This window comes from Sphingomonas sp. M6A6_1c (assembly GCF_053345135.1).
Window position 1 is genome coordinate 36,963 of record NZ_JBKEZO010000005.1, and the last position, 16,817, is coordinate 53,779.

General features: G+C 60.4%; 14 protein-coding genes. 9 read left to right on the forward strand and 5 right to left on the reverse strand.

Annotated features, from left to right (window positions below; genetic code table 11):
• Positions 1–115: 115 nt before the first annotated feature.
• The 3 genes from ACLBWH_RS11330 to ACLBWH_RS11340 are packed head-to-tail and all read left to right on the forward strand — an operon-like array spanning position 116 to position 5,408.
• Positions 116–1,465, forward strand: a complete 1,350-nt coding sequence (locus ACLBWH_RS11330; RefSeq protein WP_447799433.1) for a tyrosine-type recombinase/integrase — start codon at positions 116–118, stop codon at positions 1,463–1,465.
• Entirely contained in the window at positions 1,462–3,249 is a 1,788-nt protein-coding gene (locus ACLBWH_RS11335) for a hypothetical protein (RefSeq protein WP_447798882.1), read from the forward strand. The genes ACLBWH_RS11330 and ACLBWH_RS11335 overlap by 4 nt, the downstream gene beginning before the upstream one ends.
• Positions 3,246–5,408, forward strand: coding sequence for an integrase (locus tag ACLBWH_RS11340; protein ID WP_447798884.1), 2,163 nt, complete (start codon positions 3,246–3,248; stop codon positions 5,406–5,408). The genes ACLBWH_RS11335 and ACLBWH_RS11340 overlap by 4 nt, the downstream gene beginning before the upstream one ends.
• Before the next feature lie 32 nt (positions 5,409–5,440).
• Here ACLBWH_RS11340 and ACLBWH_RS11345 read toward each other — a convergent pair whose 3' ends face one another.
• The 3 genes from ACLBWH_RS11345 to ACLBWH_RS11355 form a co-directional block, all read right to left on the reverse strand.
• A complete protein-coding gene (locus ACLBWH_RS11345) occupies positions 5,441–5,683 on the reverse strand; it encodes a hypothetical protein (protein ID WP_447798886.1) in 243 nt (80 codons plus the stop codon).
• Positions 5,684–6,022: 339 nt separating this feature from the next.
• Complete coding sequence (locus ACLBWH_RS11350; RefSeq protein ID WP_242141143.1) at positions 6,023–6,673, reverse strand: NAD(P)-dependent oxidoreductase; 651 nt, start codon at positions 6,671–6,673, stop codon at positions 6,023–6,025.
• 67 nt (positions 6,674–6,740) lie between these two features.
• Complete coding sequence (locus ACLBWH_RS11355) at positions 6,741–7,628, reverse strand: SDR family oxidoreductase (RefSeq protein WP_447798887.1); 888 nt, start codon at positions 7,626–7,628, stop codon at positions 6,741–6,743.
• Between the two features lie 59 nt (positions 7,629–7,687).
• Between ACLBWH_RS11355 and ACLBWH_RS11360 the strand changes: the two genes are divergently transcribed.
• Complete coding sequence (locus tag ACLBWH_RS11360) at positions 7,688–8,644, forward strand: AraC family transcriptional regulator (protein ID WP_447798888.1); 957 nt, start codon at positions 7,688–7,690, stop codon at positions 8,642–8,644.
• A 564-nt stretch (positions 8,645–9,208) separates the two neighbouring features.
• Here the strand turns inward: ACLBWH_RS11360 and ACLBWH_RS11365 are convergent.
• Complete coding sequence (locus ACLBWH_RS11365; protein ID WP_447798890.1) at positions 9,209–10,066, reverse strand: alpha/beta fold hydrolase; 858 nt, start codon at positions 10,064–10,066, stop codon at positions 9,209–9,211.
• Between ACLBWH_RS11365 and ACLBWH_RS11370 the strand changes: the two genes are divergently transcribed.
• From ACLBWH_RS11370 to ACLBWH_RS11380, 3 genes are all read left to right on the forward strand, one after another.
• Positions 10,059–11,108, forward strand: a complete 1,050-nt coding sequence (locus ACLBWH_RS11370; RefSeq protein WP_447798892.1) for a LysR family transcriptional regulator — start codon at positions 10,059–10,061, stop codon at positions 11,106–11,108. The genes ACLBWH_RS11365 and ACLBWH_RS11370 overlap by 8 nt on opposite strands.
• 850 nt (positions 11,109–11,958) lie before the next feature.
• On the forward strand, positions 11,959–12,207 hold the full coding sequence (locus tag ACLBWH_RS11375; protein ID WP_447798894.1) for a hypothetical protein: 249 nt from the start codon (positions 11,959–11,961) through the stop codon (positions 12,205–12,207).
• A 58-nt stretch (positions 12,208–12,265) separates the two neighbouring features.
• Positions 12,266–13,192 (forward strand): metallophosphoesterase family protein, encoded by a 927-nt coding sequence (locus ACLBWH_RS11380; protein WP_447798896.1) that lies wholly within the window; start codon positions 12,266–12,268, stop codon positions 13,190–13,192.
• Between the two features lie 516 nt (positions 13,193–13,708).
• Here the strand turns inward: ACLBWH_RS11380 and thpR are convergent.
• Positions 13,709–14,245 (reverse strand): RNA 2',3'-cyclic phosphodiesterase, encoded by a 537-nt coding sequence (gene thpR / locus ACLBWH_RS11385; RefSeq protein ID WP_447798897.1) that lies wholly within the window; start codon positions 14,243–14,245, stop codon positions 13,709–13,711.
• Between the two features lie 310 nt (positions 14,246–14,555).
• Here thpR and ACLBWH_RS11390 point away from each other — a divergent pair, with 310 nt between their 5' ends.
• On the forward strand, positions 14,556–15,494 hold the full coding sequence (locus ACLBWH_RS11390) for a hypothetical protein (RefSeq protein WP_447798899.1): 939 nt from the start codon (positions 14,556–14,558) through the stop codon (positions 15,492–15,494).
• A complete protein-coding gene (locus ACLBWH_RS11395; protein WP_447798901.1) occupies positions 15,491–16,624 on the forward strand; it encodes a DNA cytosine methyltransferase in 1,134 nt (377 codons plus the stop codon). The genes ACLBWH_RS11390 and ACLBWH_RS11395 overlap by 4 nt, the downstream gene beginning before the upstream one ends.
• Positions 16,625–16,817: the final 193 nt, after the last annotated feature.

Sequence of the window (16,817 nt, forward strand, 5' to 3'; positions counted from 1 at the left end):
CAGTTATCGGACTGGCCCTAGCGCTGGACCAGAAGCCGGCGGGGATCAAATGATGACCTTCGAACCAAAAGGTGCGTTGGTGGGAGTTGAGCGTCTGAGGGGGGGCTTCGCAGGGATGTTAACCGTTACCGTTTGTGAACGCCGAGCGGCCAAAGGCCTCGATGCGCACGTACCGCTTATCCTGCGCGGCAACGCTCTCTATGATGCCGATCTCGACCGCTTCTTTCTCGACCTGCCGCTGTCGGGTGTCTGTTCGCGGCACTCGCTTCGCGCGTATGCTTACGACGTTGTGGTCTGGCTTCGGTTTCTCGATGCCTGCGGCAAGACCGTCTGGACCGCGACTCGACACGATGTGACCGCCTATCATCGTGAGCGACGCCGCGACGAGGCCGATCAGCGGATCACGGCGGCAAGCTGGAATCGGGCCGTCGCCAGCCTTGATCGCCTTTATCGATGGGGCGAGCAGCAAGGGCTGATCGCCGACGTTCCGTTCAGTCGCCGCGCCTTATGGCGACCGGCGCACGGTGGTCGTCGCGGCATGATCGCGGCACGTAATGATGCCTATGAACGTGTCACCAAACGATCGAATGTGCGGTTCGTCACAATGGACGACTACCGCATTTTCCGCGAAGTCGGCCTGCGAAGCCTCACCACAGACGGCGCGGAGCGCCCGGGCGCTCGCGATCGGAACGGGCTACGCAACGCGCTGTTCGCGGATCTACTCGTCACCACGGGTCTGCGCCTCGAGGAGGCGTCGGGCCTACTCGCCGCCGAAATTACTTCGATCGAGCGCAACGGCGACCCGACGGCGCAGCTTTGGCTACATCTCCCGCCACCGCTCACCAAAGGTAACCGAGGACGCAGCGTTCTGGTCCCGCGTCGGTTGCTTCGTCAGATCGGAGCTTATGCTGCCGTCGAGCGTGCTGCTGGCGTGGTCAAGTTCGCGACACGCGACGGCGCGGCCAAGCTCGAACGGCCGATCCATGTCACCCGAGGCAATCTCGACCGCATGCGCGATGTCTGTACCCCAGAGGAACGATGTCGCCTGATCCTTTGCGACGAAGATGGACAGCCCCTCGAGCCGGCAGCGCTATGGCTGACCGAGGTCGGGCAGCCTGTCCGTCCTAACTCGTGGGAAGTGATCTTCGCTCGTGCTTGCAACCGGTGCGCTGCGGACGGCTTCCCGCTGTCAATCAGCCCGCACCAGCTTCGCCACACCTTCGCAGTCCATATGCTCGCATTGCTTATCCAGCAGCGGCTGTGCGAAGCGGCCTCGCCGGCGGGGGCGGCGGAGAGTTATCGGCTGATCTTGGGTGACCCGCTACAACAGGTGCAACGCCTGCTTGGGCATGCATCCCTTACCACCACTTATATCTACCTCGACCATATCGCGACCCGTGCCGATACGGTGGACGCAGCCGTCGAGGAGCTGCTGGCGTTGCTGCCGGGACCGCAAGGCGCATGAGCGAGCGTCCTCGCAAGGGTAGGCCCGTCGCTTTCGCGCCGATCACGCCGGAGCATCCGCAACCAGATACGGTACTTGGGCTCAAATTCACTATCGAGGCGCGGCATGGCGGGACGGTAATGGTAGATATGACTGGGCTCCATCCTCGCCCGCTGGCCATCGCCTTTGCCGGTGCGCTTAGGCGGTCGGCCAAGCTAGGAGGACCGATCGGAGCTGCCAGCGTCATCAAACAGTATGTTCAGGTCTACCGTCGCTTTTTTGCTTGGCTTGGCAAAGGGGCGCCGGAGGTGGCCGGGATTAGCGATCTGCGCGCAATCCATATTGATGGCTTCACGTCTGTTCTCGAACAAAGAGGGATGAGCGCAATATTCAGGCATGTACTGACCGGAAAGATCATCAACACACTACGCGCAATTGAGGCAGACCGGCCTAATCAGATTGTGCCCGACCTCCATGCGAGGCTTCGCTATACACTGGCCACATCGGCAGGCTGCTCAATCCCCCGCGATGCCTACAGTCCGTTGGTTGCTCGTGCACTGCGCGACGCAGCGAGGACCGATGTCGAAGCGATGTTCCGCCGTCTTAATTCAGATGATCGGACGAACGAAGGTGATCCAGTCATCACCTCCGCGTACGCCGATGTCGAAGCAATTATCGGGCAGCAGGGACTTATATGCGCAGACAATCCCGCGATGAAGCGTCTTTATGACATGCGCAGGCAACGCAACTTGCCAACCACGAGGCTTATCGAAAACCTTCATTCTCGACATTATCTGCTCGCGCGCGATCTGCCAGCGCTGCTCGTGTTGCTCGCGCTCGATACTGGCCTTGAGCCCGAGTGCCTAAAAGCACTAACGGTGGATTGTCTCACGAACTCTCATGCCGGCACGGTAGAGCTGCGCTATCTGAAGCGCCGCGCTCACGGCGCCGAGTATAAGAGCATGCGCATCCGCGACGGCGGCAGCGGTACGCCTGGAGGGCTGATCCGTCGCCTGATCGACGTTACGGCGACTAGCCGCAGGCATCTGGCCGATGATCGTCTTTGGATTTATCACAGCGCTGGCGGCTTGCGGGCTGGTGTTGGTTATCCGACACATTGGATCAATGCTTGGGTAGCACAGCATAATATTGTCGATGATGATAGTAAGCCACTCCACCTAGTACTGGCCCGCCTCCGCAAAACTCATAAGGCACTGTGGTATACCAAGACTGAGGGGCATATGGCACGCTTTGCCGTAGGCCACTCCCGCGAGGTCGCAGCGCGTCACTATGCCGATCTGCCGACGCTCCGCCCCCTCCACGAGGTGGCCGTCGCCGATGCCTTTCGTGAAGTGGTCGCCGCAGCCAGCCCGACGGTGCTTCCGCCCATTGTCGAGCAGGCGCTGCGCCAAGCGCCCGAACAGGCCGCGTCGCTGATGCCGCCCGATAGTGTGGGTCCGTTACTCGACGGCGAACAGGATGTTTGGCTCGCCGCCTGCGCTGGCTTCCATAGCAGTCCCTTCGCTGCATCGGGTTCGCCCTGTCCGCAACCCTTTTGGGGCTGCCTCGATTGTTCCAACGCTGTCATCACCGTGCGCAAGCTTCCCGCTATCATCGCTTTCCTCTCGTTCATTGAAGAACAGCGGCGGAGCCTGCCGGCGAACGACTGGACGGCCAAGTTCGGCCGCATCCATGCTCGCATCAGTGAGCAGGTTCTGCCAGCCTTCTCCGATGCCGTTATCCTTGATGCGCGCCGGCAGATGGAGAGCGAGCAGCTTTATCTGCCGCCGGAGGCACGTGCATGAGAGCGCCCGTCCATGCCCACGTGCTCGCATTCGATGATCGCCCCGTGCTGGCAAGCGCGCCCCTAAAGGCGGGCTACGTCCGTGAAAAGCTGTCGCGCGTCGGCGACCCGAGCTGGGATCTCGGACCCGCTGTCTTTCGAGAGAACGCTCGGCGCTGCCACGTCACCGTGCATTTCGATGTCCTCGAACATGCTGATGTAATTACGGCGATGCGCGCCTATCTCTATGCCCGCCTCAACATCGATCTCCCTGGCTGCCGTCCGAAGCTGGCACCCGCCAGCATTCGACAGGCATTTAACCAGGCTCGCCGATTCTACGACTTCGTGCGGGTGCGTATTGGGAGGCTCGACTTCGGCCACATCGATCAGGCGCTGATTGATGCGTATGCGCGCGACCTGCGGAATGATCCTGTACGGCGCCCCATCATCGTCGCTCAACTCTTGCAGGTTGTCACTGACCTCTACCATCTCAGGGACCATTTGTCTGGAACTGGTCTCGGATTCGAGCCCTGGGCCGGGCGTGCGGCTGCGCGCGTTGCGGGATATCGGCACGTGCGCGAGAATCGGACACCACGCATGCCGGAAGAGATCATCACGCCGTTGCTGGCTTGGTCGATGCGCTATATCTCCGTTTTCGCAACCGATATTCTTGCCGCTAGGGCAGAGATTGATCGGCTTGAGGCGCGCCGGGCTCGGCTGCTTGCCGCCGAACGGGGGCTGCCTGATGCGATGCGCCGCCTTCGGCAGCGCTCGCGCCTCGAGCGTTATCTCGTGCGTCGGGCTCAGCAAAGACGTGGCGTGCCGATCTGGACGAATCCGCACTTTGGCGCCCTGCGCGTTGATGCCCATACCGGAAAAGCTATCCCGTCGATCAATTTTCATCTCCTAAACTTGCATGCAGGTATCGACGCCGTGGCCGAACCAGCCATGCATCTGACGCTCACTACCGGCACGACGGATGTCATTCGGAAAGCGGTTGAATCGCTCGGTACCGAGGTCGGCGGCATGGACACACCGATCTCAATTGATCTCAAAAGTGGTCAGCCCTGGCGCGCCCGCTTCGACACGAAGACTTTGGCGATCGAGGAGAAGATGCTGCAGACGGCCGCGTATGTTGTGTGCGCCTATTTAACAGGCATGCGCGATTCCGAGGTGCAGGCCATGCGGCGCGGTTGTCTTTCGATCACGCGCAGCGAGGACGGTCTCGTAGAGCGTCAACGGGTCCGATCAACCGTCTACAAGGGCAAATCGAACACCGGTCAATCGGCGAGTTGGGTGACGATCGAACCAGTAGCCGAGGCGATCGCGGTGCTCGAACGATTGTCGGAACACGCGGCACGAAAGACTGGTAATGACACGCTCTGGCCGGTGCTTCACCCACGCGCAGCCAGCCAGACGTATTTATCAAGTGAGGTCGTGCGCCAGCTCAACGCCTTTCGCGACCACATCAACACCGCCTTCGGCAGTGTCGATGCGCCGGGCATCCCGCCCGGGCCTGATAGCAAGCCGTGGCGCATTACGACGCGGCAGTTCCGACGCACGATCGCATGGCATATCGCCAACCGTCCGTTCGGCACGATCGCTGGCATGATCCAGTACAAGCACGCCTCGGTCGCCGCTTTCGAGGGCTATGCCGGGACCAGCGCATCGGGGTTTCGCGCCGAGGTAGAGACGCAGCGTCGACTTGGTCAGATTGACGATATACTCGACTATTTCGACCAGCGGCACGGCGGGGCCTCCATGTCAGGGCCAGCGGGACCGCGCATCGCTCGGACGCTCGATGATGCGGCTGACAGGCTAGGCCCGTTGCCTGCCATGATCGCGGACCGCCCACGGCTGCGCGTCATGCTCGCCAGCGTTGCGCGCACTCTCCACGTCGGTGTGCTAGCTGATTGCTTTTTCGATCCCGCGACCGCGCTATGTCTTAAGCGCGTGACGACCCTCGAGCCCACGCAGCCACTCACCACCTTGTGCGAGCCGACCCGCTGTCCGAACGCCTGCATCACTGCCCGTCATCGCCCCGCCTGGGAACGCGCGGCCGTTGATGCCAGCACGCATTTACACGAGCGGCACATCTCTAAAATTCAGCGACACGCTCTTCAGAGCGAGCTTGAACGTCTGAGCGCCGTTATTGCAGCAATCGATCCGCTGAAACCGTAGGTCAAATTACTTCAGTTATCTGCCTGAGTGCCTCAGTTCAGCACCTGCGCCACAAGAGCACTCAATTCGGCAAGCGCGGCATCGTGGCTCGAGACATCCACTTTCGCTATCGTGATCCGTACCGGACCACCTATCTGTCCTACCCGGTGGTGGATCGGCATGGGCGAGACCAGTCCGTCGTGCCCAGGGTACAGCAACACCGTCCTCTCGCACCCGTAGATCCGCGCGTAGGCCATAACTTGGTAGATGTCGGCGTGGTCGACGTCCACCATCATGAGCGAGCGCGAGGATGCGCGAGCACCACGATCAGTAAGGCTGAGCAGACCCACAACACGACATTCAGCGGTGCTTTCCCAGTTCCTAACTTCAGACATCTGTTCATCTCGGCAAAGTGCGCCGTTTAGCGCCCGCCGAGGCCGGCAGCGATGGGCTGAGAGTGGGACAAACCCGCCGTTTGCAAAATTTCGGCAAACGGCAGGCTCGACCAATAGCTGCCGGTCGCGAGCGTCCCGAAAAGGATCGAGTTTCGGGAAAAGCGGCCTTCAAGAAACTGAGTTCGGTGAGATGGCTATCCGCTCCGGCTGCTGGCGAGCGATGACGGGGACGACCGCCAACTAGCTTGAGGTGTAATGGCTGAGGTCAGCTGTATGCACGGCCGATGCGTCGGCGATCGTGCGGTAATTGTACTCAGCGCAGTCCGCATGTGTCGCGACGCTGAACTTCGTCTGCGATCGTTCCAGTACACCCTTGGATGGCCCGTCCGAACCGATGCCAGCACGATGGATGATCCACTCGATGTCACGCGCCTCGGTCGCCAGATACGCCATCACCGCTTCATTATCCTGGTGCTGGCCAAGGAAGCCACGGGCAAGGGTATGCCGGATTGCCCAGAAGAGCGGCGGAAGATGCCCGCCATGGGGGCGACTAAGGCCTCCGGCCTGGTAGAGGAAGCGCTTCACGCCGTGCCGTCGCATCGACGGCACGAGCCGCTTCACGAACGCCGTGTTGATCTTGGCGTCTTTCTGGAGGTTTTTGTCTCCGAGCATCGAGACGACGAAGTCGATGCCCGCCACCAGCGCGTCGGTGTCGATCACATCCGTGATCGAACCGTGCAGCACCTCAAGGTTCGCGGGTCGCGCCGGCAGCTTCTCCGGCGATCGGACCAGCGCCCGTACCCTGTGACCGTCTGCCAGCGCCTTAGTGACGAAGTGCTTGCCCGTTCCGCCGGTCGCGCCAAGCACCAAGAACGTCGATTGCCGAGCCATTCTGAAATCCTGTTCTGCTTGACGAATGAGTATGGGCCAACGCCGTCGACCCGTCGGCCGTCGCCGGTCAGACTGCGTAGTTCATCCTGGAGAGGTCTTCGATCAGCCCTGGGCCGTCCGGCATCCAGCCCAAGGCTTGCCGGGTCAGTTCGCTCGAACCCTGGAGGTCCATGCTGACAAACTGCGCGATCGGTCCGAAATGCGCTTCCGCCTCTTGTGGGGCGAGCGATACTACCGGAATACCCAACCCCTTGCCGATAGCCGTCGCAATCTCCTTCAACGACACGCCCTCTTCGGCAACGGCATGGTAGGTCGCGTTGGTTGCGTTCTTCTCCAGCGCGAGCCGGTACAAGCGCGCCGTGTCCGCAAGCGAGCAAGCCGCCCAGCCGCTCGTGCCATCCCCGACATAGGCGGAGATGCCCGTCGCCCGCGCGATCTGGGTCAGAAACTGGACGATCCCCTGTTTACGGGTGTCGTGAATCTGGGACATCCGCACGATCCCGACGTTAAGACCCTTCGCGGCCTGCAACTGCACGGTCTGATCCGGCCGGCGCGGGATCGAGGGCGGCGTGCCGGGCGGGTCCGTCTCGATCGGCAGTCGCCCTGGCTCGCTGACGACGGCGGCGAGGCCGGACGTCACGATCAACAGCTTGCCTGCTTCCAGCGATGATCCCAACGTCTCGATCGCCTTGATCTCCGTCGCAGCACTCTCGGCGAACTTCGCCATGTCGAGGCCAAAGGCAAGGTGCGCCACGGCATCCATGCCGCTGGCACCGTTCCGCAGGCTCGCTGCATCCTCCAGACTTCCGCGATGCGCCTCAGCGCCGGCGGCTTGCAACTGCTCCGCACCCGTATCGCTGCGCGTAAGGCCGCGAACCTGGTGTCCGGCTTGAACCAGCTGGTTCACAAGCTCCGAACCGATGAAGCCGGTCGCTCCGGTCACGAATATGCGCATTCCCGATCCTTCCAATCTCTCCGTTGGATTTGGACTAGCAGCGGCATACATTCTATATCATGCACTCCACGTTTATATCGCGATCGTCCATTCTCGGCACTGATCCGCTGTCTGATGTCCTGTCGCTGGTGAAAACGAGCGGGTTCATGTCCGGTGGGCTCGATATCGGCGGGGAGTGGTCTTATGCCTTTGAAGCCGACGGCGCGTTCCGTTGCTTCGCCATGGTTTCGGGTCGCTGCTGGCTATCCCTTGGCGACGGATCGGAGCCGTTGGAAGTTAGCGAGGGCGACTTCTTCGCCCTTCCGCACGGCCGCACGTTTTTGTTGGCAAGCGATCCCGCGATCGCGCCCCGCGACATCTACACCGAGATGGATGGTCCCCTGAACGGCCGCATCCTCTCGCTTCGGGGTGGCGGCGCGGCCTGCCTGTTCGGCGCTATCTTCACATTCAGACCAGGCTTCGCGACCTATCTGACAGACGCCCTTCCCAAGGTGCTGCATGTCAGCGACGGCGAGGACCGTGCCGTCCTAAGGTTCTATCTCGATCGAATGATGGCGTTGCTGCGGCGGCCGCGGCCTGGAAGCGTACTCGTGACCGCACACCTTGCCGAGACGATCCTAGTCGAAATCCTTCGGCTGCACCTCACCCAAGATGCGGGCAGAGGCATGGGCTGGTTGTCCGCGCTCTCGGACGATCAGTTGAGCCGAGCCGTGACGGCGATGCACGAGCAGCCGGGACAGCGATGGACCGTCCAGCAGCTGGCGGAGCGCGCCGGCATGTCGCGCTCGGCCTTCGCCCTGCGCTTTAAGGAAAAGGTCGGCGTGTCGGTGATGGAGTATTTGATCCGCTGGCGAATGTTGCTTGCGGCAGATCGCTTGGTGGCTTCCACAGATTCAGTCGGGACGATTGGCGGCCGGCTCGGCTACGAGTCTGAAAGCGCGTTTGTGTTCGCGTTTCGACGAGAGATGGGGTGCACGCCTCGCCAATATAGCCACCGATCGGCCCTTGCCACCTAGCTCGTGCAATCTGCAAGCGTTCCCGCACAGGAACCCGATGCGGGGCAGCCCGTGACTGCATGCGCGGGCACCCGGATGGAAGGCTTGGCTTTCTCGAACCTGTTCCCGATCGTGTTTTCCCGAAATGGCGCATCGGAGATGGAGAAACGGGACAGTCGCGCTTCCCGCAGGTTTGGAAAGCGCGGGTGATCGATTGAACGACAATGCCTGCGGCGTTTACTGTCCGGCAGTTAGTGTCGCTCGATCGGCGGCTTCCGACAGATCCGGACGTTCGGACCAACACAGGTGAACGGCAATATCTGGTCGGCTGCTGCCGCACGTTCAATGGGCGGTAAATGGGACTTAGCGGCCGTAGCCGGATCGAGCTCCGCACGACAGCTTTCAACGGAAGAAGACGTTTGCTGGCTGGACCTATCTTCGCTTTGGATGATCGGGTCTGTAGTTAGGTTGAGCGAAAGTCCGCCTTCGAGAAGGCGGGCAACAATCCCCCAAGTTGCGCAGTGCCGCCTCCTTTACCAAAAAAGGATCAAGAAATGGGAACGGGCGCGTTCTGTAATAAGCCCCTTAGCGCGTTGCAGCCGTGCTCGCAGCTTTGATACCATTGCGCGGCAGGCCATCGATGAAGGCCAAGATTCGTGGTGCAACGAGATCCGCCATCTCGGTATGTGGATAGTGACCCGCGCCATCGACGATCATCGTCTCCGCTTTCAACTGGCCCGCGAGCATGCGCGCTTCTTCGACCGCGTCGGCGAAATCGGGGTCCTTGGTGCCCATCACGACGAGCGTCGGCACCTTGGTCTCTTCGAGGATCGCCGCAGTATCGGCCTTCGACAATGTCAGCATCGCCAGCAGGGCGTCCATCCGACCTGGCTCGCGAAGATTTTGCCTGATCGCCTCCTTGACCTCGGCTTGATCGGCGGGCTTGCTGGTTGGGAAGAGGCTGTTCCAGTACATCGTCCAGAAGCCGACTTTCCAAGGTCCGGCAAAACCGATTTTCAACGATAGTTTCTGGACGAACGACGCTTCGAGATCGCGGACGATCGGCCCCAGCATGACGATGCCGTTGACCTGCTCCGGCGCATCTTGCGCCGCCCAGAGCGCCGAGCCGGCGGCAAACGAGTTTCCGAGAATGGTCGCCGGACCAGCATTGAGATGTTTGAGGAGCGCAACCGCGTCACGGCCAACAGCACGCGCGGAATAGTCGCTCCACTTCGCCGAGGTTTCACCGAAGCCGCGCACGTCGATCGTGATCACGCGGTAGCCTGCTTGCTGCAGGAAGGGGCGGATTAGGCGATATTCGGAGCGCAGGTCGCCCATGCCGGGGATGGCAAGGATGACGGGGCCGGTGCCGCTCGTGTCTTCGAAGGCAACGCGGCCGCCTTCGGTTGTGATGAACTGGGTTTGCGGGGGGGCGATGTTCATGATCTTCTCTTTGTTCGCTATTTTGGATCACCGCCTCGGCCGCGACCCCGTTGTTGACGTCCTCCATTTAGCGGTTCTATTTTTGCATCGTTATTGTCGAATATGGGATAAGGTCGTTTCAAAATTGAATAGCCTCGACTGGACGCTTCTGCGCTCTTTCCTCGCAGTTATCGAAGGTGGCTCGCTGTCCACGGCGGCGAAGCGCATCGGTACGACCCAGCCCACATTGAGCCGACACGTTCGCGAACTGGAGACGGTGCTGGGCGTCATCCTGTTCACCCGTTCGGCCCAAGGCCTCGACCCAACCGATGCGGCATTACGCTTGATCGACGATGCCCGCGTTATGGGCGCCGCGGCCGAGGCGTTGAACCTTAAGGCGCGGGGCCGCTCTCAACAGCTATTCGGGACCGTAAGGATCACGGCTTCGGTCATAGTTGCCAACCTGATGTTGCCGCCGATTCTCGGTGCGTTGCGGCAGGCGGAGCCGACCATCCAGATCGAGATCGTCGCCTCGGACACCAACCAGAACCTGCTTCGCCGCGACGCGGACATCGCCATCCGCATGGCCGATCCGACGCAGAACGCACTCATCGCCCGCAAATTGGGGGATACGCCACTGGGTCTGTTCGCGACGCGTGCCTATTTCGATCGCAAAGGTCGCGTCGCCGCGCGCGAGGACCTTCGCCATCATGATCTCATCGGTCTCGATCGCGGCGACTTCCTGATCCGGGCTTTTGCCGGGCACATCATTCCCCGGGCGCGCGAAGACTTCGCGCTTCGCACCGATGACGCGATGCTGTCCTGGAACCTGCTGCTGGCGGGGGCTGGTATCGCGATTGCGCAGGTTGTCTTGGCGAACCGCCACCCCGATCTCGAACAGATAGATGCCGGCATCACGCTGGGCGCTTTACCGGTCTGGCTGGTGATGAGTGAAGAGGTCCGCAGCAATGCCCGGATTCGACGCGTGGCGGACTTCCTATCGTCTGCCCTGACGAACGTCCTGCGCGGCGCTGCGGCTGACTTTCCCAATTCGGAACCATAGCGGGACAGCCGCCCCCTTAGGTCGCGCTACCAGCCACCCGAGCTATGCGCGTTCCTGAATTCCGTTCCCGATTGGGCGGCTCCCGACTGGCAACTTCGCAACCCGCGGATGACCGGTCCTGTCAGAACGAGACGTTCCCGATAGAGCCAGCGAACGACGACATCTGGTCGGGAGCTGCCGCTCTTCCATTCTGTCCGGGCGACACAGATGCAGACGTTGGCGGCCCCTTTTTTTGCAGGCATAGTGTCTGCCGTTCGCTCATCTCGCGTTGGTGCGGCTTCCTGGTGTGTCAGAACCGCTCGGTTTTGACACCAGCATATTGATCATTTTGGGTGGAAAGCGGCCTGTCCGTTTTCGGGCGGTGATCGCGGTAATGCGCCGTTCGTTCATACCGCGAGGCCATAGACAGCGACGATCGCCGGTGGTGGATAGCATCCCGACCGCTTTCGGGCACTAAGATGGCGTAAGTCGACAGTTGGTCTTAGAAGGTGCGACGACAGCTAGGAGGCTATTTTGCAGAGCGAGACCCGCAGGCTCGATTGCTCGGTCGGCTGCCGACACCGTCTTCGTTGTGATTACTTCCCGCTGCTATCTTGGCGCGGTTGCCGGCGGCGGTTTCTGTATGATGGTCAGAGGTAGCCTCATTATGCCAAAGACCGCCAAATTCTCCCGAGTGCCAAACGAGAATGAGCTTGCTGCCTTCACAGGCATGCACTGCCGGAACCTATACCTGGAAGCCGTTCAGACCCAATGGCGGTGCCCATCATGTCAAAGATCCGCGCAGGAGCTAGTGCGGTGGACCGAAATCCGGGGGCCATCGTGGCGCGCACGCCACGCGGACGAGTATGGCATGGGGTTCACGGTCACCCTCACCGGCCATCATTGTCATGGTGCCGGTCGCTTTCCCAAGACGTTGATCTGTGGCGATTGCAACTCCGCCGATGGTGCCGCCAAGCGCAAGCTCGGTTTGCCGGCAACGTGGTCCTTTACGCCTGCGGAAATTAGTGCGTTTATCTCGGTTTCACCGCATAGCGGAGCGACGAAAATCGACTATGCGATCGCTCAACGGATCTACGAAGCGTTGGGCTCGCACACCTGATTTGACCGCTTTGAAACTTCCGTCTCGCTGCGCGAGACGGCTGGTCTATGGTGACGCAATGAAGTTTCTACATTCGGCCGACTGGCAGCTCGGCAAACCCTTTGGGCGCTTTGAACTGGATGTACGCGCAGCACTGAGCGATGCCCGGTTTGACGCTATCGACACGATCGGAAAAGCCGCGGCGGAGTTCGGCGTTGGACATATTTTGGTGGCTGGCGATATCTTCGACACGGAGGGGCCGGAGGACCGCACGATCGTCCAAGCGGTTTCGCGCATGGGTCGCTATGATGTAAAATGGTGGCTGCTACCCGGCAATCATGATTTCGCGCGAAACGGCGGTTTGTGGGACCGCGTGCGTCAGCGCGCAGGCCAGGGAATTGGCATCCTGTCGAAGGCGCGGCCGCAAGAACTGGAGCCGGGGGTATGGGTGCTGCCTGCGCCGCTGACTCATCGTCACAACCTGGAGGATCCGACCGCGCAATTCGACGGGATGGAGACACCAGGCGCGACCTTGCGCATTGGCCTCGCCCATGGTTCGATCCACGATTTTGGGAGCCAGGGCGAAACCAAGAACCAAATCGCACCCGATCGAGCGCGCCGGTCCAATCTGGATTATCTGGCGCTCGGAGATTGGCACGGCGTTTTGAGGGTGGACGCGCGCACATGGTATGCCGGCAGCCCCGAGACGGATCGCTTCCAGCGCGACGAACCAGGCCATGCCCTTCTCGTGAATCTTGCCGACGGGCGCGATCCCGAGGTCACTCCGCTGCGCACGGGGCGGTTCCAATGGCTTCGCCGCGACTGGCTGGTCAATGATTGCGCGGCGTTCGACAGCGAATGCGGTCGCTTGCTGGCGGAGATCGATCCCGCGGCTAGACGTCAGCGAGTACACGCAGTTTGGCCGCGTTTTCGATGCGGGTCCGACACGCAGTACGCAGAATGCGCACAAACCCGCTCTTTCCGCTTCCATTGCGGCCGTAGATGACGGTGAGATTATTCGGACAGAATGACAGGCCTGCCTGTGGGATCAGGCGATTGATATTCTCGACATTGGCCATCCTTTTAAGAACGACGGCCTGCTTAGCACCTCCGCCGAAATGGGCTTTTTCAAACGGGTTGGCTACAGGCGGTGATGTCTCGATCGGGATGCCTGCGGTGGCTTTCACCATACCCAACAGGTCGGTCAGATCCTGTTGGAGGAGCTCATCTGCCAGCGCGAGCCGCCTCAAACAGTCACGACGCCATGGCGACAGCTTCGTCGACCATGTCACGATATCGTCAATAGGCTCAGCCATCAGAATTTCCCCTGTCACAGCCGCTATACGGGTTCGTAACGGCAGTGTCGCCCCGACCCAAAGTCAGATTTCTTATTATTTTCGGGGAAGCGCGGTGATACAATCACGCCATGCGCCCAATGTAACGAGGAGCTCAAATCGGAAGCATAGTCTAAAGGCACATTATCGGAGGAGATTTGTATACTTTCCTGAACGGTGAGCTTGGGTCAGTCCACCGAGCGATAATGCTTGATAACTTCGTATTGCGCCCCGGACTCCAGAAGGTGACTTTCAAACAAAGTAAATCCTTCTGCTTGCCAGGAGAAACTTAAGCCGATGTTTTGGGCCAGCCAATCGGCAATCGGCCCAGCATAACGCGGCAGCCGTGCAATCGTAATATGTGGCGTGAAGTGGCGAGCTTCGCAGCCCAATCCCACCAGTTCACACGCATGCTCGACTCTTGTCCGTAGCCGCTGAAGATCGGGAGTGGGCGGGACCCGTGCCCAGATAGCGGTGGGTATGCCTTTGCGATCAAAATGCGATACGCCGTCCAGCTCCAACTTGAATGACGGCATTACTATGCACGCCAAGGCCGCCGCGAGATCATTTGCGACGTCATGATCGGCTTCACCGATGAAGCGCAAGGTCAGATGCAGTTGCTCATCGCCCTGCCAGCGCGCGCCTTCGAGCCCCTTCATCGTATCCATAAGCGCTTGTCGGACCACAGTGGGGGGTCGAATACCGATGAAGAGGCGCTGGCTCATCACCTTCACTACCATGAGTAGTCTGACTTGCCAGCGTCCCGCGTACCAGGGGAGCGGGCATCGCTCAAAATGCCCACGCGTAGAATCAGGCGCGTTCCGGCGCGCCCATCGTCAATTGATGGTGTTATGCGCAGGGTATCTGAGTCCGTCAGGTTACCGGATCGACCAACGGTGCGCCGTCATCGCCAGTCAGGCAGGACCGATATTTTCCACGAGCCAAGGTCAGATGATGACGCAACGGCATCGCTCGGGTACGACGGAAACTGGATCGAATGTTCTCATTACGTTCCAGATGTGCTAGCGGGGATCCATGACTGACGAAACCGACCTTGACGCGACCGCGCCCAAGCGCCGTCTTGCGACAAAGAAGGACGCAGTTACGCCCGTCGTGGCAGCACCAAAGGGTAGAAGCCTTCAAAGCCACGGCAGAAACTCGAAGGTGTATGTTCCGGTCGTATTGAAGCTTTTTCAGGATCGTTGGCGGCCCGGCGCTGCAACGGTCGTGTTCTCGCTCGACGATGTCCGCACCGCTGTCGAGGCAGTGCGGGCCGTCTCAGAGAATCCTGATAGCATTTCCGCACGCAACGCCGCCGATGTCGTCTATCGTATGCGATCACGAACTGTGCTGCCCGAGGAAATCCTTTCCAAGGGCTTCCACGTCTTGCGCGCGATCGGGCGAGGGCTTTATCAGTTCGAGAAGGCTTCGAGCGGCATTTTGGAAGTTCCGGTTTGCGAACTAACTCCAGCGATCGACCAAACGCCGATGCCAGTGCGACGGCTGTTACCGGAAACGGTGGCTGAAATGGACGAGCAGGCGCTGCTGTCGGTCGTCGGCTACTGCCAGCTTCTCGACCACTTCACTGGCATGAAAATTTATCGGCTTCGCTCGCATGTCCGCAAGAGCGTTCCAGGGATCGGGCAGGCGGAGCTTGACGCTATTGACGTTGGAATCGCCTCTGGCGACGATGACGTGCCGGTCATTTTTCCAATCGAGGCAAAGGCCGTTTCGGACGAGCTGAACCGGGTCCAGATATTCAACATGATCCAATACGCGGCGCACTATTTCCCAGGACTGAAGGTCCGGCCGCTTGCCTTGAAGGTCGATTACCAATCGGCCGTTCATCTCATGGAATTCAATATTGCTGCGCGCCCGGGCGATCTTCGGATCATTCGTTCTGCGAGTTACGCTATCAACACCTCGGAGGCTCAGTTGGCCATGATCCGCGCAACGAATGTACCCAAGCAATGACGAAGAAGATGCCGACCGGAATTGAACTTTTTGCCGGCTGCGGTGGGCTGTCGACTGGCTTCCTTGATGCAGGCCTCAATGTCGCCGCTGGCTTCGAGCTCGACGCTCGTGCCGTCGATGCCTACAATTACAACCACGCATACCGCGGAAGCCGCGGCTTCATCACAGACCTCAATCTCGCCTCCGGAGCGGAACTCCTAAAGCTTGCCGGGATCGAGCGAGCCGATTTCGTAATCGGCGGACCGCCATGCCAGCCATTTTCGATCGCCGGCAAGCGCCAGGGCAAGCGAGACATCCGCTCCGACCTTATCGGACATTTCATTCGCATCGTGGACGAGCTCAAACCGTCTGCTTTCATGCTGGAGAACGTCCCAAATCTTGCATCGATTGACAACGGCGCGTTCCTCGACGACATCAAAGCCGAACTGCGCGCGTTGGGCTATGCCGTAGATCACGCGGTTGTGTCGGCGGCAGATTTTGGCGTTCCGCAAAATCGTAAGCGCCTCGTCGTGATCGGCGCGCGGGGGAGAAAGAATGTTCGCTTTCCCGCGGCAACACACGGAACGGAAGAACAGCCCTTCGTGTCGTCGTCAGTTGCGATTGATGACTTGCCGGATGCAGGCGAGTTCGGTGAAACTGGAATCTTCAATCACGAACCGACGGCGCATTCAGAGGACATGATTGCACGCCTCAGCACGTTGCAACCAGGAAAACGCGAACGCGGCTCGTTTCATGACCGGCTTCATCCTGAACGCCCGTCGTATACCTTACGGGCAGGATCGGGAAATTTCAGTCCACTTCGCCCGGTTCACTACAAGCACCATCGGGTCATCACCGTACGCGAAAGTGCACGGTTGCAGGGGTTTTCGGACGAGTTCCTCTGGCCCGATCGTATCCCGCGCCTGCAGCAGTATCGCCAGGTCGGAAACGCTGTGCCGCCACCATTAGCGCGAGCATTCGCGGAATGCCTTGCCGATCAGATGGGGTGGATTGGCGATGTGGCCGCTCTTGCTGGCAATCCTTCCAACCGTGAGCCGGCGATCACGCTAACCGACGCAGAACGGAAGGCGCAGCGGACTTCTCGCATGCGTGGTGCTTCGCTGGGAAAGGTTGCGCTGGGCAAGAAGTGACTCGTAGCTTCGGGGTCTGCCCGCGGGGCGTTGCAGTTTTGAGTGTCATCGCCGCGGAAGCGAACTGCAAGCCGGGGCCAAATAAAGACTGGCCCGGCGAAGGCGAGTCGCTACCGCTCGCGGCATAAGGCAAAGGCGGCGCGGAAACGCCGCCATGTTGTCTGGGGGAAATTCGCGGCACCTGCTGCCTACT